17 protein-coding genes are annotated in these 20,967 nt (G+C 45.2%); 6 read left to right on the top strand and 11 right to left on the bottom strand.

Annotation, left to right across the window (positions count from 1 at the left end):
• Positions 1–192: 192 nt before the first annotated feature.
• Complete coding sequence (locus QNO02_RS04650; protein ID WP_289391245.1) at positions 193–1,479, bottom strand: sugar ABC transporter substrate-binding protein; 1,287 nt, start codon at positions 1,477–1,479, stop codon at positions 193–195.
• Between the two features lie 445 nt (positions 1,480–1,924).
• On the opposite strand from QNO02_RS04650, the gene QNO02_RS04645 reads away from it, so the two are divergent.
• Positions 1,925–2,959 carry a LacI family DNA-binding transcriptional regulator gene (locus QNO02_RS04645; protein ID WP_091034562.1) on the top strand — a complete coding sequence of 345 codons (1,035 nt, stop codon included), beginning with the start codon at positions 1,925–1,927 and terminating at the stop codon, positions 2,957–2,959.
• A gap of 170 nt (positions 2,960–3,129) precedes the next feature.
• On the opposite strand, the gene QNO02_RS04640 is transcribed toward QNO02_RS04645, so the two are convergent.
• Positions 3,130–3,888 carry an SDR family oxidoreductase gene (locus QNO02_RS04640; protein WP_289391244.1) on the bottom strand — a complete coding sequence of 253 codons (759 nt, stop codon included), beginning with the start codon at positions 3,886–3,888 and terminating at the stop codon, positions 3,130–3,132.
• Between the two features lie 192 nt (positions 3,889–4,080).
• Between QNO02_RS04640 and QNO02_RS04635 the strand changes: the two genes are divergently transcribed.
• Positions 4,081–4,680, top strand: coding sequence for a TetR/AcrR family transcriptional regulator (locus tag QNO02_RS04635; protein ID WP_289391243.1), 600 nt, complete (start codon positions 4,081–4,083; stop codon positions 4,678–4,680).
• Positions 4,681–4,929: 249 nt separating this feature from the next.
• Here the strand turns inward: QNO02_RS04635 and QNO02_RS04630 are convergent, their stop codons facing one another.
• The 4 genes from QNO02_RS04630 to QNO02_RS04615 all read right to left on the bottom strand — a co-directional run bounded on the left by QNO02_RS04630 (position 4,930) and on the right by QNO02_RS04615 (position 9,564).
• Positions 4,930–5,694 (bottom strand): SH3 domain-containing protein, encoded by a 765-nt coding sequence (locus tag QNO02_RS04630; RefSeq protein WP_289391242.1) that lies wholly within the window; start codon positions 5,692–5,694, stop codon positions 4,930–4,932.
• Positions 5,695–5,971: 277 nt separating this feature from the next.
• Positions 5,972–7,111 carry a toxic anion resistance protein gene (locus tag QNO02_RS04625; protein WP_017690481.1) on the bottom strand — a complete coding sequence of 380 codons (1,140 nt, stop codon included), beginning with the start codon at positions 7,109–7,111 and terminating at the stop codon, positions 5,972–5,974.
• Between the two features lie 20 nt (positions 7,112–7,131).
• Complete coding sequence (locus QNO02_RS04620) at positions 7,132–8,820, bottom strand: vWA domain-containing protein (protein WP_289391241.1); 1,689 nt, start codon at positions 8,818–8,820, stop codon at positions 7,132–7,134.
• Between the two features lie 12 nt (positions 8,821–8,832).
• A complete protein-coding gene (locus QNO02_RS04615; RefSeq protein ID WP_353959113.1) occupies positions 8,833–9,564 on the bottom strand; it encodes a hypothetical protein in 732 nt (243 codons plus the stop codon).
• Positions 9,565–10,061: 497 nt separating this feature from the next.
• Between QNO02_RS04615 and QNO02_RS04610 the strand changes: the two genes are divergently transcribed.
• Positions 10,062–10,592 (top strand): GNAT family N-acetyltransferase, encoded by a 531-nt coding sequence (locus tag QNO02_RS04610; protein WP_289391239.1) that lies wholly within the window; start codon positions 10,062–10,064, stop codon positions 10,590–10,592.
• Positions 10,593–10,684: 92 nt separating this feature from the next.
• Here the strand turns inward: QNO02_RS04610 and QNO02_RS04605 are convergent, their stop codons facing one another.
• The gene (locus QNO02_RS04605) at positions 10,685–13,006 is read right to left on the bottom strand and encodes a beta-L-arabinofuranosidase domain-containing protein (RefSeq protein WP_289391238.1); all 2,322 of its coding nucleotides are present in this window, start codon (positions 13,004–13,006) and stop codon (positions 10,685–10,687) included.
• A 182-nt stretch (positions 13,007–13,188) separates the two neighbouring features.
• Here QNO02_RS04605 and QNO02_RS04600 point away from each other — a divergent pair, with 182 nt between their 5' ends.
• Together QNO02_RS04600 and QNO02_RS04595 are read left to right on the top strand one after the other, a co-directional pair.
• On the top strand, positions 13,189–13,953 hold the full coding sequence (locus QNO02_RS04600; RefSeq protein ID WP_289391237.1) for a helix-turn-helix transcriptional regulator: 765 nt from the start codon (positions 13,189–13,191) through the stop codon (positions 13,951–13,953).
• A 129-nt stretch (positions 13,954–14,082) separates the two neighbouring features.
• Positions 14,083–14,595, top strand: coding sequence for a GNAT family N-acetyltransferase (locus QNO02_RS04595; RefSeq protein ID WP_091034581.1), 513 nt, complete (start codon positions 14,083–14,085; stop codon positions 14,593–14,595).
• A gap of 134 nt (positions 14,596–14,729) precedes the next feature.
• On the opposite strand, the gene QNO02_RS04590 is transcribed toward QNO02_RS04595, so the two are convergent.
• Positions 14,730–15,773: a 2,3-butanediol dehydrogenase gene (locus QNO02_RS04590; protein WP_091034582.1), complete on the bottom strand. Its 1,044-nt coding sequence runs from the start codon at positions 15,771–15,773 to the stop codon at positions 14,730–14,732.
• A 332-nt stretch (positions 15,774–16,105) separates the two neighbouring features.
• Between QNO02_RS04590 and QNO02_RS04585 the strand changes: the two genes are divergently transcribed.
• Positions 16,106–17,017, top strand: a complete 912-nt coding sequence (locus QNO02_RS04585) for a LysR family transcriptional regulator (RefSeq protein ID WP_289391236.1) — start codon at positions 16,106–16,108, stop codon at positions 17,015–17,017.
• A 114-nt stretch (positions 17,018–17,131) separates the two neighbouring features.
• Here QNO02_RS04585 and QNO02_RS04580 read toward each other — a convergent pair whose 3' ends face one another.
• The 3 genes from QNO02_RS04580 to QNO02_RS04570 all read right to left on the bottom strand — a co-directional run bounded on the left by QNO02_RS04580 (position 17,132) and on the right by QNO02_RS04570 (position 20,766).
• Positions 17,132–18,886, bottom strand: coding sequence for a methyl-accepting chemotaxis protein (locus QNO02_RS04580; protein WP_249911765.1), 1,755 nt, complete (start codon positions 18,884–18,886; stop codon positions 17,132–17,134).
• 180 nt (positions 18,887–19,066) lie between these two features.
• Complete coding sequence (locus QNO02_RS04575) at positions 19,067–19,357, bottom strand: hypothetical protein (protein ID WP_249911766.1); 291 nt, start codon at positions 19,355–19,357, stop codon at positions 19,067–19,069.
• Between the two features lie 20 nt (positions 19,358–19,377).
• Positions 19,378–20,766, bottom strand: coding sequence for a WXG100 family type VII secretion target (locus tag QNO02_RS04570; protein WP_289391235.1), 1,389 nt, complete (start codon positions 20,764–20,766; stop codon positions 19,378–19,380).
• Positions 20,767–20,967 lie beyond the last annotated feature (201 nt).

Genomic DNA, 20,967 nt, shown 5'->3' with positions numbered 1-20,967 from the left:
AGATTTTTTTCGATCCCTTTTCCAAAAGGGAAAATCCGGTGATAAAGGCGAGCATATGCTTCCGAAGAAGCTTTCTTTCAGAAAGCTTTTAGTTTCACTTCTTCATCTTTCTTCTGTCCTCTACGTTTTTGTGTAAATATGTAGTTCAATTTATGCAGTAATTATGCATATCTTCGCATTCGTCGTTCGTCCTTATTGGACGGTGGCAAGGCTTTCCTGGATCTGTTTCACTGCATTGTCCAGTGACGCCTTCACGTCCTTATCGGTATCCCATATATCCGTAATGGCCGAAGTGATCGGTCCCCATACGCTGTCCATGGCAGGAAGCGAAGGCATCGGTGTTGAGTTGTTGAACTGTTCCAGGAATGCCTTATTGATTGGGTCCTCTTGCAGCTTCGGATCAGCAGCTACGTTTTTGTTCGCAGGAAGTGTACCGTTCAGGTCAAAGTTCTCCATCTGAGCTTCTTCATTGGAAAGGAACGCTGCCAAGAGCTTCGACGCATTCGGGTATTGCGTAAATGCATTCACATAATAGGCTTTAACACCTGAGAAGGAGGTCATCGGTTTGCCATCGATTGCTGGAAGCGGAGCAACGCCGAAGTCGATACCTGCATTGCGATAATCGGCAATGGTCCACGGACCGTTAATGTCCATAGCCAGCTTACCGCTGGAGAATAATCCTTTTTTGATATCATAGTTCACGTCACCCATCTTAAGCGGCAGTACTTCCGACTTCAGCGTCTGCAAGAACTGTCCACCCTTCTGGGCTCCTTCGTTATTCAGACCGAGATCCGTGCTATCCATCCCGTTATCTCCAAAAATATAACCGCCCTGTGAAGCCAGGAACGCATAGTTATAGTAAAATTGCTGCAATTCCCACATCAGCGCATACTGATTGGACTTCACATTATTGAACGTCTTGGCGAAACTGATAATCTCATCGAAGTTTTTCGGAGCTTCTGGATACAATGTTTTGTTGTAAAAAAGAGCGTAGGTCTCAACGCTGTACGGATAGCCGTACAGGATATCCTTGAACGTCACTGCCTTCAGCGCGTTGTCGCTGGTGTTCTCTACGGTCTCTGCTTCGAATATGTCATTGGGCAGAATAAGTCCCGCTTCTGAAGCGCTACCAATCTTATCATGCGGGAAAACAACCACATCTGCCGCCAGACCCGCTGGGCCATCCGTCGTCAGCTTGGTTACCTGATCGGTTGGAGGTAATTCCTCCATTTTGACCGTTACCCCATATTTTTCTTCGAATTTTTTGACCCTTTGCTCAATAAAGCTGCTTTGATTTTTATCCTCCCAGATCACCAGGGTCGCCCCTTCTTCCGGTTGAAGGTTCTCGGATGTCAGCTCTACAACTTCCTCCGGATTCTCACCTGCCGTAGTTGGAGATGGACTTCCGCCTCCAGCACCGCACGCAGCCAGTGTAAAAGCCATCATGACGGACAATGTTGCCCCTTGCCATTTTCTCATGTAAAATGTCCCCTTCCCTCTGCTTGGTCCAACAAAGTTCGCGCTTTTCACCCTTTTGTCTGCGTATGTTGTCAGGTTTTGCATCCCATATTCCCTTTTGTACAAACGTTTGCTCAAATGGAAGACAAGATGACCTCTCCGTTCAATATGTAGGGGTAAAAAAGTCAAGAAGTATGTAAATCCAACGATGTAAGCGCTACAATAACAATCACATCATACAATAATGTACTTTCTTTGCACAAACGTTTGCACAAGCCATATTTGCTCAATTTTAACCATTTCCTCTCTTCTACCTACAGTAATTTCCTGTTTCCTTGTTCTGACTCTTTCTTCCTTAAATTTACTTCACGTGCATCCCTTACTCGGCAGTTAGCAATTGATTTCTCGTATCCTTTGGATTACCATAGGAGAATATTTATACGATTGTTCAGAAGGGATTTTTTACATGATTACGATCAAGGATATTGCCAAATTGGCGGGTGTTTCCCCTTCTACAGTATCACGGGTGATTTCCAACCATCCCAGAATCAGCACCAAGACATCTCTCAAAGTGAAGCAAATCATGAAAGAATTGAACTACCATCCCAACATCATCGCGAAGAGCCTGGTTTCCAAAACAACACATACCCTTGGGATTATGCTTCCGCGTCCTGCAGAAGAGTTGTTTCAGAATTACTTTTTCGGGGAACTGCTGCGAGGTATTATTACACATGCCACCCGTATGAATTATGAATTGCTGCTAACAACTGAAACATCATCAGACAATGAACTGCATGCGATATCCCGCCTTGTGCATGGCCGTAGAGTGGATGGCATTCTGCTGCTTGGGTCCAAGCGAGACGATCCTATCATTTCATTTTTGGAAGCGGAAAAGTTTCCTTTTGTGTTAATCGGTCGCAGTGAAGCTCATCCAAATGCCCCCATGGTGGATAACGATAATGTGCAGACTGCTTATGATGCTACTCATCATCTAATCGCTCAGGGACATACGCGAATCGGATTTGTCAGCGGTCCTCCGGACATTACGTTATCGCATGATCGTATGTTAGGATACCAAAAAGCGCTTGCCCAAGCCGGGCTGGATGCGGATAGTGATTGGATTGTGGAAGGCGAATTTCTGCAGGAAAGTGGATTCAGAGCGATGTCGCTGTTCATGTCCTTGCCGGACAGACCCACCGCAATTGTTGTCATCGATGACAATGTGGCCTTTGGGGTATTGAGAGCTCTTGCCGAGCTTCATTATCTGGTACCTGAAGATATCAGTGTGGTCAGTTTTAACAATATTGCATTATCGGAACTGGCTTCTCCACCCCTAAGCTCTATCGACATCGGGACTTATCAGCTTGGTTATACAGCCGTTCAGGTATTGTTAAAAATTCTTAGTGGGGAACCACAGCTTCATAATCCGGTCATTATCCCCCATCGTCTAATCGTGCGTGAATCCTCACTCTTTTCCAAGCCAAAGCCACCCTCAGATTGATTCATTTCGGGCATCCGTGTAGTAATGCAAACGTTTGTCCTACACGGAATATGCTGTTATCCACCGTACGTAGGTGCATAGGTGCAAAAAAAAGAAGCCGCATATACTCATGCGGCTTCCTTAATTCACACACTATTTCCGTACTCCATGCTCGACTGCACTTGAATGGATTAATAAGAGCTCCAGCCTGCATCAGCTGTAACGACAGTTCCGTTCACGAAGCTGGACTCGTCAGATCCGAGGAACAGAGCCACTTTGGCAATCTCTTCACTCGTTCCGATGCGTGGATTGATTGCCATGCCCAGCTGTTGCCGCCCTGCACCGAAATGGCTAATACCTGTCATGGAGGAGCTGATATTGGTTGCCACAGCGCCTGGAGCGATCGCGTTACAGCGAATGCCTTGCTCAGCATACATATACCCTGTATTTTTGGTGAAGCCCACGACCGCATGTTTGGACGCCGTATAGGCTGCTCCTGCACGTCCGCCGTGTAGGCCCCCTGCCGAAGCAATGTTCACGATAACACCTTTTTGTTTTTCCAGGAAGATTGGCAATACTTTACGCGTTGTCCGCATCACACTGGTTGTGTTCACAGCAAACAATCTCTCCCACTTCTCATCCGTTACATCTGCTGCCGGCTCCATGCCATCCATAATTCCCGCATTGTTAATCAGAATATCTACTGTACCATATGTGCTCACCGTTGTATCGATCAGATTCTGCACGTCTTCTTCTTTGGCTACATTGGCCAGAACGACAATCGCTTCTCCGCCCTGGGCCTTAATATCATTCACTACCGCTTGTGCGGATTCTTCGTTAATATCCGATACCACGACTTTCGCGCCTTCTTGGGCGTACAACGTGGCAATTGCTTTCCCCATACCTGAACCAGCACCTGTAACAACTGCAACTTTATCTTGAAGTTTCATTCCATGTATCCTCCTTTGTGTATTCGTTTACACTAAGTTAACAAACAAATGTTCATTAACTCCTATCCTTAGTATAATAAGTCATAGCGTTTCACTTCAATCAGTAAAAGCTTGTCCAGTTGTACGTTAAACAACACTTATAAGCCTGAATGTACTTTAACTAATAAAGTGAACTCGCGAGGAGGAAAATAGATGTCTGAAACTATGAATTCGATGGACCGAAGAATTAAAAAATCAAAAGCTGCACTGAAGGATGCACTCATCCATTTGATGCAGAAACATCCCTTTAAAGAAATATCGATTACGGATATTGTGCAGCGAGCCGACTTGAATCGGGGAACTTTCTACAGGCATTATCAGTACAAAGAAGACCTGTTCAACGAAATCATCGATGATGTGATTCAGGATCTGGTAACTTCTTTTCGTAAACCTTATCAGGATGAGGAAAAGTTCGAAGTCAATCTGATGCCCTCTTCGGCGATCACTATATTTGAGCATGTACACCAGCACGCACAATTCTACACACTGGTTGTGAAATCTGAGGCTTCATCCAACTTCCAGCGCATGATCTGTGATGTTCTTCGGGATCTGGCCTTACAGGATCTGAACCACATCTTCCCTCCGCACATCAACCATGAAATATTGGCAAGCTACCAATCTCATGCGATATTTGGCATGATCATGGAGTGGATCAGACAAGATTTCAAGCACAGCCCCGCCTACATGGCCGAGGAATTGTTCAAGATCATCCATTACAAGCCTGACAACACTTTAAAGCGTCCCCCTGTATAAAAGTCTCCTTCTTAGCCTTTGATCCATATTGTCAAAATAAAAAGAACGGTTGAATCGGCAGGTTACCCTGCATTCAACCGTAAGTTCGCGGATGTATCTTCCATATACGTATTTCTCATATCCTAGTGAGTAAATTCAATAAAGAAGCTGGTGCTCCTCAGGCTCTGGTCCGTTTAGAATTTGTAAATATAGCAAAATGCTAATATGTATCTCTTTTAAAGTTGGTATATAAAAATCCTAGTCTCCCGTCTACCAAGTGATTACTTTGCCACTAATCCATCCGTACTTCCCACTACTTGTCCATACTTCGTACCACGTACGACCATCCGATGGATCATAAACGGAACCGCCCCAGTGTTCTAATTGATCTCCTTTGTCCACAACGGCAACAGCAGATCCGTTGATCGAAGGTATATCTCGCATATTGGCATGGGCCACCGATACGGTCACGAACTGCGCTTTAGATGTGGAATACGCATTTCCTTCGTAATAACGACCATCCGATTGCTTCACCACTTTACTGCTCACCCATCCGATGCTTCCATCCGAAATACTTACCTGATACCAGGTACGACCGTCCGAGGGGTCAAAATTTTTGCGGTGCAAATATACAGCTTCATCGTCTTGGTATAGGATACCTACTGATCTTGCATTGATACTAGGTGCAACGCGCAGATTTATTTCTGAAGACGTTGGCTTCAGATAATCAATACTTTGTTCTGCTGACGTCTCAGCCACAGCGTAGCTAGCTTCTTCCTTAGGCTTCTCTACTGCTATTCCCTGAGCCGTATCTTCTTGAACCTTGTTAACTTCCGTTTGAGCTTCACTCTTCGAGTCAACCGCTAGCTCTACCTGCTCTCCGCCTTGAACTACATCTGACTGTACAACTGGTTTGGTTGTCTCCTGTAATTCTTGGCTCTTCCCTTCTTCCTTAATGGTAATCTCAATCCCGCCACAACCGCTCAATACAACAGACGCCCCCAGCAGTATGGCAAAAACCTTCTGACCCTTCATCGTATCCCTCTATTTCCTGTATATAGTTAGTCCAACTCCCCGACTACAAACCTCTTTAATTTTAATTCAATTGGCTATAATTGTATATGGAGATTCCATCAATGGTTGGATTAAAACACTAAGCAGCTCCCCATCAGCAAAAGGGAGATCGGAATGATTCTGTTCGTCGAATTTTCAGTACCCGGGAGCAATGCCATGAATTAAGCAAAGCTTATATCAAAAAAGACTCCGTGGGAGTCTTTTCCGACAGATTATGTCCTTGGGCTTAATCTGCTCATTACAACCCCAGCTTCTGCCCCTTCTCCAACCGTTGAATCTGCTGCTCTCCGGTATCCGCAAGTTCACGGAACTGGTTAATCGTCTCGCGCATTCTTGGCAGGGCTTCCTGCTTATAAAGACTGATGGAGTCAAGCGCAGACAGCACATCGGTGAACGCCTGCTTCATCGTATCCACGGAGATGCTGGCTTCATATGCTTGCTTCTGGATAGCAATCCCCTGATCCTTGAGCATCTTGGATGTTCCGGCGATCAGATCATTGGTTGTCTGGTTCAACAATTCAATCTTCTGCAATACAATCTTCTGGTTATACAAAGCACTCGCTACCGTAACGGCAATTTTCAGTGCCGAGATCGTTACATTCTTCGCACGGTCTACGCCTCGGATCAGTTCCTTGTTGTTGCGAATCACCACTTCAATCGCCATGATGCCCTGCTGATTCACCACTAACATCTGCTGTAGATCCATCACCCGCTGACGAAGCGGGAATAATACTTCTTCCGTAATAAAGCGGACTTTCTCGGGGTCTTCATTCCGAACCTTGGCGGCTTCAATCTGCGCGTCGATGGACTCATCCATGAGCACGCCAAGCTGAATTTCCTTTTGCAGTCGTTTGGTAAGTTCCCGCAGGTTCTGCTGTTCAATCTCCAGCGTTGTATTATCATTACGCAGGGTGGATCTGCCTTTATCCAAAGAGGTTACGATGTCAGCAATGACTGCGTCAGCCTTCTGGTATTTCAGGAAATAGGCGCGAAGCGGATTGAATAATTTCCCGAGGAAACCGGTCTTGGCAAAGTCGACTACGCTCGGGTCGAGATCCTTCAATTGCATATGCAGCTCGGTCAAGCCTTTGGCGACCTGACCGCCCTCGTCTCCCGTCTTGGACAGATGTCCAACGGAGACTTGAAGCAAGGCGTTTTTCTCAGAAGAGGATCTCATCGTGTTCATGCCAAAGCCGTCAATGGATTGCAAAATCTCTTTGCGCTTCTCCAGGGATTCGAGATCCAGTGTCATGATCATCTCTACGTTGGCATTTGCCACTTGTTGAAGCTCCGCAACCTCGGCAGGCACAGGTTTCACCTCTTCTTCGATCACCTTCTGAATTTCCTTCTGGCTTGGTATTTCCATTGAAAATGACATCTACAGTTCCCCCTTTAAATTTACATCTGTACGTTAAACAGGTTACCAATCTTGTACACGACATCGTCGGTATCGGCATTGATGCTTGCTGCTTCGTTAATGCTGGAGATACTCTCCAAAGCCTTGATGTCCGCGTTGTACCCAATCGTATAGATTGGCACTTTGTACGTCTCGACCAGATCCCGGATATCCTTGAGGGTATGACCTTCGTTGGTCTCGCCATCACTCAGGACAAAAATCAACGGCTTCACGTTCGGATTAGCAGCCATATAATCTTCCAGCATCTTCATTGCCACCACGATTCCATCAAAGGTCGCTGTACCACCGCCAGCTTGTAGACTATCAACTGTTCCAACAAACATGGACTGTTGGTTCGTATCATACTTGGCAATCGGCAGATTCACGGTTACGCCGCTGGAGTAAGAAACCAGGCCAATACTGTTGTCTGTGCCCAGGTACTTCTGCCCTTTGCGCAGGGACTCCTTCAGTCGGTTAAGCGGTTCGCCGTCCATGCTTCCAGACACGTCTGTCACGAACACGGCAGCAATAGGTTTACTGCCATTCTTCTTCTCTTTCCATACTTTCTGCGCGGACAGCAACGTGCCGCCATCCACAGTGGCCAGTTCGGATTTGTAATCCTGCAGCCCGTTGAAACCGAACTCTTCCGCCGATTGTTGGTACTTCGCCTGGGTTACGAATTCCGCAAACTTCTGGATAATCTCCTGTTTGTTCTGCGGCAGTTGACCTAGTGCATACAGCGGGCTGTCATGTCTCACGCCAAATGGTGTAAAAACGTATCCACTCTTCAGATCAGCGGTATTCACATACGTCTGGTATTCGAGTACAAAGGCATCCAGTCTGCCGGACTTCGCAGCCTCCCTCATCTGAATCGTTGTTGACGCTGTAAACGGTACATTCGTCTGGAATTTTTCGAACCCTTCAATAGCCTTCTCGCCAAGCGGGTTGGCGCTGTCATACGTATTCAGTGCGGTCACCAGGAAATTCAGTCCTGTGGAGCTGGCAAATGGATCGGTATATCCCATCGCGAGTTCATTGTTGGCAATGGCTTCGGTTACGGTTTTCACATTAACGGAGCCGTACGTATCAACCAGTGCATCATATTTGGCTTTGGAGATAACAATACCCGGAACATTCCCGACCAATCGCTCGGATACCATCTCTGTTTTCACCCCACTGGCCTCAACCATCTCGCCCCAAAGTTCATTGGAAGGTGTGAATGCATCCGGTATATACTTACCAGACTTGATATAATCGGTAGCCGTTCCGGAAGCAATGTTGCGGATTTTGACCGATACTTGTTTCCCACCAACGGTGATATTTGCTTTGTTGAACTCCTCGCCCACTTCGGTTAACCAGCCGTCTACCCCGCTGCCTGACTTCTCTGTGGAAGAGAAGATTTCGACGTAATCATTCGTTGTATTCTCTACGGCAATCGCAAATTTGGAGATATCCGGCAGTGATTCTGCCACATCGACCGGGTCGAGATCAATCTGTCCTTTGACCGGTTCCGCCGTCGCTGGCGCAATGTCCGCGTACAGTTTCCCCAGTTCCTTACCTGCATTCTCTGTGCTCACCTGTGTGGTTGACTTGCCAAAATTCGACGTCAGTGTAATCCCTGCATAGACCAGACCAAATACGAGTACCAGCATTACAATCGATATGAAAAAAAACTTTCCCTTCTTGGCCATACGAGCAACCCCTCACTGTCTGTATAATTTGGTGTGCTTGATTAACTGATCAATCTCCTGCATACAAGGCATCTGTTCAATATTTCCGGCTTCAAAGCTGTCGAGACGTGAAATCTCCAGTAACAACTGATCGAGCTTGAGCAAAACTTCCTCATTGGTGTGTAATGCATTTTTCACATAAGACAGATAATCGTTGTATACCTTGGTTTTTTCCTGAAAAAGCTTCTGGGGAATGCTTTCGGATTTGGATTTCATCATGTTGGCATAGTCAGCTTCATCAAATACATTCAACCGGTTCAGCACACTGCGGATGTTCAGGTACAACAGCTTCTCCACTTCCATTGTGACCGAAGCAAATTTCTTGTAGCTCAGTTCCCCGGGATCAAATCGTTGATGGAGCACATTCAGGAGTGTTTCTTTCTTCTTTTTCATTCGGCTAAGTTGGGACAGCCCTAGCGTAATATCTTCTTCGAGGACTTTGATGCGTCTATAAAAAGATAAGGCTTCCACATAATTTTCATGCGTTTCAATATGCTTCACGGGCAGGACTACCGGTTGCCTGAACAGCAAGGTGTAACTGCCATATATGAGTGCCATTGCACTGCCGAACAACAGGGTAACGGATAACGCAGTTGTGAATGCCCCTCCCTCGAAATTCAGCCCGATAAAGCCGGGTGAGAATGCGAGAACATTCACAGCCACAATACCGAGGATTACTCCCAACAATTTTATGTACTTGATCATGTTCAATCATCCGACCTCCTTTCATGTTATATATTGGTGCTTCATGTCGTAATTTTCCTGTTCAACTTATTCTTATTGTACATGATGTTAACGCTCTCAGGTGGATATGATTGGATATTTGAATACTCATAATATACGTGGTTTGGGCTTATCCCATTTCATATTTTCAGGGACAACGTGGAACTTGGCAGGAAATTTTGTGGTCAATCTGTAGAAGTACGTCTTCTCAAACAGCAGAGGGTGGAAAAAGAAATGTTATCAGGTAATACGTGGAAAATATCTATGCGTGTCATTTTTTATATAAGACTTGTCTGAAAAAAGAGCAAAATAAATACCCCGGTAAAGGTGCCGGAGTATATGAGATAGGCGGATGCGTTGGTGTCCGTTGAAGATGCTTCAATCAGCCTGGGCAACACCTTCGAAGCCTTAGATTGGTCCATGGTATAATCTGTTCTAAGAAACAGTACCTACATTCGAATTAGGAGGTTCTCATTCTCATGCAAGATATTGAAACCAATCGGTTAATACTGAGAAATTTCTCCGAGGAACATGCTCAAGGTCTATTGGATTATTTGTCAAATCCAAGGGTGAACTGCTTCCTTGACGAAAGAACATCCACTCTCGAAGAAGCTTCTCTAAAAGTTAAAAAAAGAAGCGAAGATGACTCTTATATTGCAGTCTGCATAAAAGATAGCGGTGATCTAATCGGAGAGTTATTCCTTCTAAAAGAAGAGCCAGATACATATTCTATTGGTTGGAATTTCAATGCTCAATATGAAGGTAAAGGTTATGCCAGCGAAAGTGTGGAGACTCTTTTGTCTTATCTCTTTCTGCAAAAAGATGCCAGAAGACTTTATGCATATGTTGAGGATGATAACTATAGATCACAGAAATTATGCGAACGAGTAGGCATGCGTAAAGAAGGTTGTTTTGTTGAATTTATTTCATTTACCAAATATGAAGACGGCACACCTAAATATGAGAACACTTTTCAATGGGCATTGTTGAAAAATGAATGGTTAGTATAGAAGCTCCAATTTGTAGACTTCCAGGGCGACTCGTATGCGACTCGCCCTAAAAGTTCACATTACTATGGATGTCGTTCTATCCAATTCCTGACTTACAAGATCAGGGATTCCGGTTTGCTTCTCATGGTGCGTACCTCGACAACTTTCCCGGCACAGCCATTGTCACCCTTCGCTTGGAACATGACCGTAACATTCTCCTTGCCCGAAGTAACGGTCTCAGGAATATCATAGGTCACATAGAATACGTCGCCGATTTTGTTCATATGAATTCGCTGCTCTCCAATGCGTGTGCCATCCACGGTAATGGTGAATTGTCTGTTATATAACGTACCTTCCCGTTCAAACGTCGAATAATCTCCACCCCAATAGGCCACACACAGATAATTGGTTGCGCTGCGATCCACCGCCAGTTGGTAACTGAAGTAAGCCCCACTGACACCATAAGCCTCTCGCCACATATGCAACTTCTTACGGCCATCTGTAATTGAACCGTTGTGGTGCTCACCACGGCAGTTGCTATCCAGTTGATGTCCAATCTCATCCTGCTGACCGTCAGCCTGAACCCTGTCGATCGTGATATCGTTCAACTCTTTCTCCAGCGCATCCCCTTCATCGTTAAACGGCCAGTACACGGTATAAAATTCGTGATGCACATCATAGAACGGAATGAGCTTCACGGCTTCGCCTGTGGAAGTAACATCTTTGCTAAGTTCAAATGTTAACGTATCTGCATCCACAACCTTGATCCACTCTCGTACATCCTCCTGCTCTGTCCAGATTACAGGTACAGGTGCAGTCTTGGGATTCAGCGCTGTTTCGTCCACAATCGTATCCTCGGGAAGACCCTCGTTTCCTAGTGCACCAGCGAGTACAATTGGGCCGTACAAGAAGGCTACTTTGTGGGCATCATCCCGGGAAGTGTACTGGCGGAGTGACATCGGCAGTGTGATTGTGATGACATCGCCCGTTGTCCATGTGCGGTCGATGGAAAGATAACCGGGTTCCATCCGTGTATACGGATGTTCCGTATCCCCATTAACCGTTGCCGTCATTGGCTGTTGCAGCCATGAGGGCACGCGTAATCTTAGATGGGCCGAGGCGTTGCCTCCGGTGATCGTCAGGGTCACCTTTTCCGAATAAGGAAAGTCGGTTTCAAGCTTCAGGGATAATCCCTGTAACGCCCAATCCAATTGGGAAGCGATATACAGGTTGACGTACAGGTCCTGTTCATCCTCAAAATAGATGGCCTCGGCATATTTGCCCGGGTTCTCCATGCCTGATCCTGTGCAGCACCACCAAGCGGTATCGTGAGTACCATAGATTTTGTAGTGGCCTTGCAGCGTTGATGCAAAATACGTTTTGTTCCCTGTATCGGGGTCCTGCGCGCCGAGGATGTGATTATAGATGGCGTTTTCATAATAGTCCATGTAGGCACTATCGTGATTCCAGGCGAAGAGTTGCTTCGTTAGATGTAACATGTTGTGAGTACAACAGCTCTCTCCTGTTTTGATGCCCAGACTCTCCATGCCCTTTGCTTCGTAATGCTCCGAGATGCTCGTCGCACCAAATACGTAAGAACGATGATGCACCGTGGTGTTCCAGAAAAACTCTGCCGCTGTCCGATAACTCTCATGAGTATGATCCTGGTTGTAGATTTCGGCTGCACCGATCACTTTGGGAATCTGCGTATTGGCGTGTTTGCCTTGAAGATCGTCCTGCTTGTGCTCCAAGGGTCTCAGGATCAATTGATGGGTGAACTTGTTAGCGATCTCAAGATATAAGGCTTTGCCGGTAATCCCATACAAGTGTGCAAATACTTCATTCATGCCCCCGTGTTCACTTTGAAGCATCGTCTGCATCTGTTCTTCTGTCATCGGGAGCAAACCTTCTACCGCCCAATCTGCAAATCGAGTAACTACATCAAGTGCCTGTCCGTTGCCAGTGAGTTTATGGGCATCAATCAGGCCACGATAGATTTTGTGTACACTGTACCAGGGAACCCAGTATTCACCGATATTGAATCCACCAATATTCTCTGCTCGAAAAGCCATGTGGAAAGGTTCTTCGGACAAACCACCGATATACCCGCTCCCCGTGGTCTGCTGGATTCTCGCCAGTTCGGTAACCGCATAATCCAGTCTTTCTTTTAACGTGATATTCCCGGTTGCCTGATACGTCACAGCCAGGGCAGACAGATAATGTCCGAGGGAATGTCCGCTGATGGTACGTGCCTCCCAACCCGCGTAACGCTCTTTTTGGGCAGGTAAACCATGAGCTTCGAAGCATGGAGCCAGGAATCGATCAATATCCAGCGATAACAGGTAACGCTCCCCCACCTCTTGTGATGTTTGGAACACACCATTTAACAAATCTACATGTTCCGGTCCCAGAAATCCTTTTTTCGTATCAATCATGACACTCACTCCTTCTCGGGATGTAATAGATATCCATTCATTCTTGAGGGGTAAAATCCGTGTTCTGTTCCATATGACTAATACTCATCAATCCACTTTAGAGCTTGAATATCCTCATATTATCAAATAAAATACAATTACATCAGACTCATAATCCAAGAAAAGGTGGATAAATCCGTCCTATGCAAAAGCCACTGGAGCATTACCTGTGCGGCAAGTTCATATCCGAAGGCAACTGGAGCCACATGAGACGCAGCATGCCTGTGCATGAGATTATTTTGATGCTGGAAGGTGAGATGTACATCGCGGAAGAAGAGGAACAATATGTAGTTCGTGCCAACGATCTGTTGTTTCTGCGCGCTGGTCGCACCCACTATGGCTACCAGATCAGCGACGCCCCCGTCAGCTTTTACTGGGTTCACTATGATGCCATGCTGCCAGAATTCAACTGGTTTAGGACACATGCCACCATTCAGGTACCTTCCATGGCCAATCAGTTATTCAAGCAATTGCTGCATGTGTCATCCTTCTCACCCGAGGAAGCCAACGCTGCTTTGTTATTGTTGTTCAGAGAACTGGAGCGCAATATAGAGGCAGATTATCGCCCGCACAATGCAATTGTGGACCATATCTGCAAGTGGGTGGATATTCATCTGCATACAAACATCACGGTGAGTCAGATTGCGGAAAATTTTAATTTTAACAAAGACTATATCTCCAAAATGGTGAAACGCGAGAAAGGTACCGGGCTCAAAACCTATATCCTCACAGAACGTATTCGCCGGGCAAAACAATTGCTGCTGAACACCAATGCCAGTGTAAAAGAAATTGCCGGACAGTGCGGCTTCTCCGACTACAAGCTGTTTCTGCGCATGTTCAAGCAGTACGAAGGCAATACGCCAACCGAATATCGCAATCATCTGTATTCCACACAGCTCAATCGCTGATATGCTTTGATCAATAGAAATGACTGAGTTACCTATAGAAAATTTGAATGAATCGGATTGAATCCGTTATGGTAAAATGCAAGAAAACTATATTCCATACTTAACCCATAAGAGAAGGGGAATTATAAGATGACAACGGCTGCCGTTACGATTCATCCTGCCACAGAAGCAGACCATCCAGAGATTGTAGATATCCTTGTTGCAAGTTATGCCGAGTATCGGGAGACTTTTGAACAAAATGAACGATGGGAAGCCTACCTGAAAGACATTCGAGAGTCTGTGGTTAATCCGTACCTGACACAATTATGGATCGCGAAGATTGATGATCAGATTGTCGGTACAGTCCAATTATTCGAAACAGCGCGCAAGGCTTATCCAAACTTTGAATTGCCAATCGATTATCCGTTTATTCGGCTGTTGGGTGTTGATCCAAAATGGAGAGGTCACGGGATTGCCAGAGTATTGCTCCAGCAATGCGTAGATTCTGCCAAAGAAATGGGCAAAAATACGGTGTACTTATATACGGGCGGTCAGATGGTCAATGCCATCCGTTTATATGAGCGTTTTGGATTTACAGAGGATGAGGAATTCAGCTCCGAGAGTGGCGGGGGCAAGGCGATCTGTTACCGTTATGATTCCTAGTGTTGGGTAACAGCCACCCGGGATCAGCGAACAGAGAATGAAATGTAAAAAAGACCGATCATCTTCATGAACGGTCTTTTTTACGTTTATAGATGATCAATTAGCATTTGAAATGATACATCGCTATTGATTTTTTAGCCGCCAATCTCCACCAAAATCTTCGCATGGCTCTTGTCGCTCATCAACAGCTCAAGTCCTTCCTGCACGATGTCGTCCAGTTTAATTTTCTTGGTGATGACCTGTTTCACATCGAGCGACCCTTCTGCAATCAATGAAATCACTTCAGGGAAAATGTGGCGATATGCCAGCGTTGCCGTTAGATTCGCTTCTTTGACCAGAAGATCGAAGAAGTTCACTTGAAGCGGATTTGGTATCGCAGCGATGACAACAACTTCTCCACCTTTTTTGACAACCGCAATGGCGCTATCCATCGTTGGTTGTACACCCGCTGCTTCATAAGCCACATCAATGCCACCCGATTGTTGCAAGATCACCTCTGTTGCATTAACTTTGGCACTGTTCACCGGAATCGCTCCCAGCTTGGCTGCCAAGTCCAGACGTTCCTCAAATACATCAACTGCATAGATCTCAGAGGCTCCTGCAGCTTTGGCAGACAGAATGGTCAATAATCCAATTGGACCTGCTCCATATACGGCTACTTTGTTCCCCACTTTCAGCTTGCTGTGACGAACCGCGTGAAAGGCTACTGCCGTAGGCTCTACGAGCGCGCCTTCTTCGAAAGATACGTTATCCGGTATAGGATGAACCATGTATGCTTCAACAACAACATACTCCGCAAAACCACCATCACCATTCAGTCCAACGAATCCAAATTGAGCACATTGGTTATAGCGCCCCTGGATACAGTACTCGCATTTTCCACAATGGTACAATGGCTCTACCACAACTCGATCCCCTACACTGATACCGCTTACATTGCTTCCCAATTCACTCACGGTTCCTGCAAATTCATGACCCAGTGTCAGCGGTGCTTTCTGTCCTGAGAGCGGATGATTCTCGCCTTCTTGAATCCCCACACCATGATGATAAGCATGCAAGTCACTGCCGCAGATCCCCGCATATTCCACTTTAATTTTGACCTGACCCGCTTGAGCAACCGGAACCTCCCGTTCTTCCACACGCACGTCTTTATGGGCATACCATACTGCTGCTTTCATGAAGTTCATCCCCTTTATATGATTGTCTATATAAGTTGAACTAGACATGTTACACCTAATTACGCTGGTTGCAGTACCATCTTTCGATCGCTCTTATCCCCAGATTTTCTTCACTCCCTTGATCCAAGGGAAAAATCCGGTGATAAAGGCGCACGCTCTGCTTCTTCAGATTGGTTCTGCACTCTGCGTTTCTGGTGTAAAAGAAAGGTTCTACTTATATAGTAAAAAACTATAACGCTTGTCTATATATTATATCGCTGTTCATGTATTATTCATATTTATAGATACTAATGTTAACATTAGTTGTATTAATGCTAAACGGAGATGAAATCATGAATCTGGAACAGCTCGAATATGTCGTTGAAATTGCGAAGACGCAATCATTCTCCGCCGCCTCAGAGCATCTGCATGTCACACAATCGGCGATCAGCCAATCGGTTCATCGTCTGGAGAAAGAATTGGGTATCATCCTGTTCGAACGCTCGCGGCAGGGAACTCATCCCACTCCTGAAGGCAAACAATTCATTGCCAAGGCACTGGACATTTTACAGCGGATTGATGAATTGAAATCCCTGAACGCAGAAGCCTCCTCTCTTAGCGGAGAGCTTCATGTGGCTACTTTTCCAAGTGTTATGCCCTATCTTGTCCGGTCTGCTGCGGATATGAAGCGCGAGCACCCGCAACTTAACATCTCCATTGAAGAGAAAGGGTCCATGGAAATTATCGAGGATATTCGCAATAACAAAACCCATCTGGGCTTTATCGCGATCTATGCGAAACAGCTGCGGGAATTCGATGGACTTCACTTCAGTCCCATGTACTCGGGTAAGCTGGTAGTTGGTACGCATCACCTGTCTGAACTTGCCAAGCACCCCCGTGTTTCACCTGATCAATTAAAAGAACACAAGCTGGCACTCTATCGAGATGGTTTCATCGAAGACTTCATCAAGGAATTCACCTATGATCATGGACCTCTGTCCATTCTGTTTAAAACAAATAATTCAGAAGCCATCAACATGGTATTAAGAAACGATATTGCCGCCACGATTGGTCACGACTTTTCCTTTCACCAAAATCAATTATGGAAAGAAGGTCTGGTGAAGATGGTGGAGATCGCTGGAATCGATCAACCCAAAATGCAAATTGGCTTCGTACAGACGGAGTCCAAGGAGGCCGCCCTAGCCGCAGAACGATTCGCCCAACGCTTCAGACAGGCGATAGAGCTTGATCATTTAAAAGTTTAAATCTAAAAAAGTGCTCCACCCTTTGAAGGAAGTTTGGGATGAACACCAACTTCTCCAAGAGCGGAACACTTTTCTAACTACTTTTTGCGTTACTATTACTACACCTTACTCAAACTATACTTTAACTTTACGTACGGCTTCACTCATCTCGTTCGTCTGCTGCTCCAGCATTGTGGAGGTCTGCGCCACCCTGTTGAACATGGCCGATTGTTCACGCATCAAGCGATAGATTTCATCCGAATGATCCGACACACCAGCTGATATCTGCGAGATCGTATTGACGGAGGCTGCAGCCTCTTCCGATCCTGCCGAGATTTCCTCTGCCGCAGCGGAGACTTCCTGAATGCGGCTGGTCACCAGTTGGAACGCATCAACTACATGAGCGAAAGCTTGCTCCGCTTCTGCGGTAATCGTAACACCTTGTCCAATCTCGGTTGCAGTAACCCCCATCTGTGAGCCAATCTGCTGTGATTCTTGTTGAATACGAAGCAACAAGTCGGAGATCCGTTCCATGGATGTGCTTGAGGCCTCAGCAAGCTTCCGAACTTCATCCGCCACAACCGCAAAACCTTTGCCGTGTTCTCCTGCATGTGCTGCCTCTATGGATGCATTAAGCGCAAGCAACTTCGTCTGACTCGCAAAATCACGAACCGTGTGCAGGGCACCACCAATTTCCTGGGAGTAATTGTTCAGCACCTGGACCATCGCTACAACTTCACTTGAGACATTTGAGATGCTCTCCATCTGTGTTTTCATCAGTGTCATGCTCTGTTTACCGGACTCCGCCGTAGAAAGCGCACTTGTTGCCGCATCCGATACAACCATCGAGGATTCGGAAATATCCGTTATGCCTTTTGCAATCTCTTCCATCGCATGCGCGCTATCGCTTGCACCCTGCTTCTGCGTATGTGCACCCTGCCTAATCTGTTCGACAGATTGATCAACCGTCTTGCCCATCTCAAGCATCTCTTCGGTACTGCGATTAAATTCCTTCGTTGATTCCGATAAAATATCTGTGGTTACTGCTACGCCTTCAACCATGTTACTCACAATCTTATTCAAGTTACCGGACATATGTATCATCGCTTGATATGTGGTTCCAATCTCATCTTCACTCCGCAAACGATATGACGTCAAAATTTGATTCGCTTCTGCAAGCTCACCCTGTGCCATTTTTTCCACACTCGCCTTCAGCGGTTGAAGTGGTCGCAGTCCTCTTACGATAAACCACATGACAACAGCAATGCCTATAAGTGTAATTAGTAGCAATAAGGCATAGAAGGGAATACTCGATTTCATAATATCCGATTCAATGCTTCCGATGACCGATACCGCCGTATCGATACCAATTACACCTGTTACAGCGCCATTACTATCCAGCATGGGAGCGTAAGAGGAAATATAGTCGCCGTACTCCTCATTGTTAATAATCGAAGAACTGGCTGTTTGCCCCTGCAACAGCTTCTGCACAGCCTCTTGAGGGACATCCGTTACTTCATTAATAGGCGAGGCTTTATCTGTATCCTTCATGCCGTCCACCATAATAAGTGGCGTACCTTTGTCATCTATTTTGACGAAATACACATACATTGCACCAATGCTTACGCGAAAGTCATCCAATTCATCACGAATCTTCACGAATTCGTCATTCTCCTTGGGGTCCTTGGCAAACTCGGCATAAGATGCTGTATCCAGCTGATTCACATAACTCTGAGCAATCTGGATGTTGTAACTCGAAATGGCCTTCTGCGCAGCTAGTTTCATATTGGCCACCTGTAACAGCATGCTTCCAACGGCTATAATCGTAATGACCAGTGTGACTACTGCAACAATGCGCACCACCAAACGTTTTCTAAAAAAACCAATCATCCGCTCCTCTTCCTCTCCCGTGAACCCAAGCCTTTTTGACTAGGCGCTACCCAAAAAACGCATGCTTGAAGCACTATGTATGGGAAAATAGTAAACGAATATGTCGAATTAGGCAAGAAAATATTGGGTTAATATAAAAACGCTATCATGGCCGTGGTAGCTTTGTTCATTGGATCAGTATTAGGAGTTTTGTGTATACACTATTGAGTTAATAGGGATCTCGGATTGTCTTATTGATTTACCAACGCATATTCCAATGCTTTTTTTATTCATTAACGAACTTGAGATTTGTATTGAAACCACTTCTATTGAAAATTCTTTATTGTCAGGTGTTCGTACAAATATATAATTATTGATTCGCTTTTTAATTTGATCATGGCTCAGATTATCAAGATCAGGATTAATTCCCACTAAAATAGTGCCATGTTCTGACGATTCAAAAATATCTCCAACATTCATTAATTTATACATAATTACAATCCCTTCTCCTTCTATCTATGTTGAATATAAAGTTCGTTTTTTACATCCTTTACACGGAGATCTGCATTTTTCAATCTCGTAATCGCATCTCTGAGTAGTGTTATTCTCTCTACAGAAGTTAACTCTGGGGCAAATCTCGCTGCTCTTATACTGGCTTGTGCTTCGTCCAACGCAAAATTTCGCGCATACGTTGCATCATCAAGATTATATAATTCGAAAGCTCTTCCGCTTTTATACGCTTCATAATGTCCAATAATCTCATGAGCTATAGTAGCTCTACCCGAAACACGTGTATTCGCACTTAATGTGCCTATTCCAAGAGACTCTGCTGGTAAAACATCTGTATTGATATACAGTCTGTCATACATCATACCGGTATTCCAATGTTCTCGAAATACTATATTCTCTTCCGGAAAACCTAATCTTACAGAGTAACTAACCAATTCAGTTTTCTGAGCATCTGTTAGTTCTATTTCATTTCTTAAACCATCAGATGAAATTTGTCGATAATCCCCTGTCCCCGCCTCTTTTTCCTTCTCCAGATATTCGGAAAACTTAGAGGATTCTCTCGCCTTTTTACTCTCAGCAATGTTATCTAGAACTCGAAGGCGTTGATCTTGAAGTCCATTAAAGCCACCTGTTAACTGCCCTGTACCAGGCGGACGATTGAATGAATTAATCTTCGCACCGCCTCCTGACGAAGTCAGAAGATTATGCGGCTTGATCATCGTGGAAGCATAACCCCCTCCAACCATTAGACCTCCCAACCCAATCATATTCGCCCAGTGTTCACTGGACCAGGCATTGGTCGGAAAGGTGGCTTCCCGTATCGTTCCATGGATACCAAACGTGAGCCAGTTGGCAGCATCATTCGGAGAGTTGAATGCTTTATCCGCCCTGTCTACATACCCCTGAACAAGACCACTTGGAATACCAAATGTCCAATAATCCAGAAATCCACCTACACTATCATAACGCTTTTGATATCGATCATCCGCAGATTGCATAAAGGCTTGTCCCAATTCGACTAAACTGTCAGCAGACTTCTGAAAAGCATTACGTGTATCGGCTAATGGTGCCCTGCATTCATCCGGCGGTGGTGGTACGCAATTCACATCATAGGATTGTACAGCTTCCTGATCAGCAAGTCTGAATTTTTCCGCATGCCCTTCGAGCTCCTTGGCGATGGATAAGGATAGTGAAACAAAGTCATCCATCACCCGCTGCACAACCATAAAATCAATATAAAACCTTTCCTTCGTGCTACCATCCCACTGCCTTTCGATTTCGAATAAATGTTGTTTCAAGATGTTATTCATCTGAAAAACCTGATTCTGAGCTGCTGCAAATTGTTTCGAAACAGATATCAACTGTTCAGGTGTTACTTTTATTGTTGTCATGTGAGACCTCGTTCTAAATATATTTCGTTGTTATACGAATATTTGTTGTTTAGAATGCTATAAGTTTTATATGTACAGATGGGCTTTTATTATAAAGTGAACACAGATCATTTCGTAGAGACTGTCGGTTTATTTATCTAGTTCGTATTACCCCTAATTTGTCCCAGATATAACAAAAACAGATCTTCCCATTCCGAAATA

It is taken from the genome of Paenibacillus sp. PK1-4R (assembly GCF_030369595.1).
Classification (GTDB): Bacteria; Bacillota; Bacilli; order Paenibacillales; family Paenibacillaceae; genus Paenibacillus.
The sequence above is the reverse complement of the archived record's forward strand: the minus strand, read 5'-3'. Positions and strand labels throughout refer to the sequence as shown.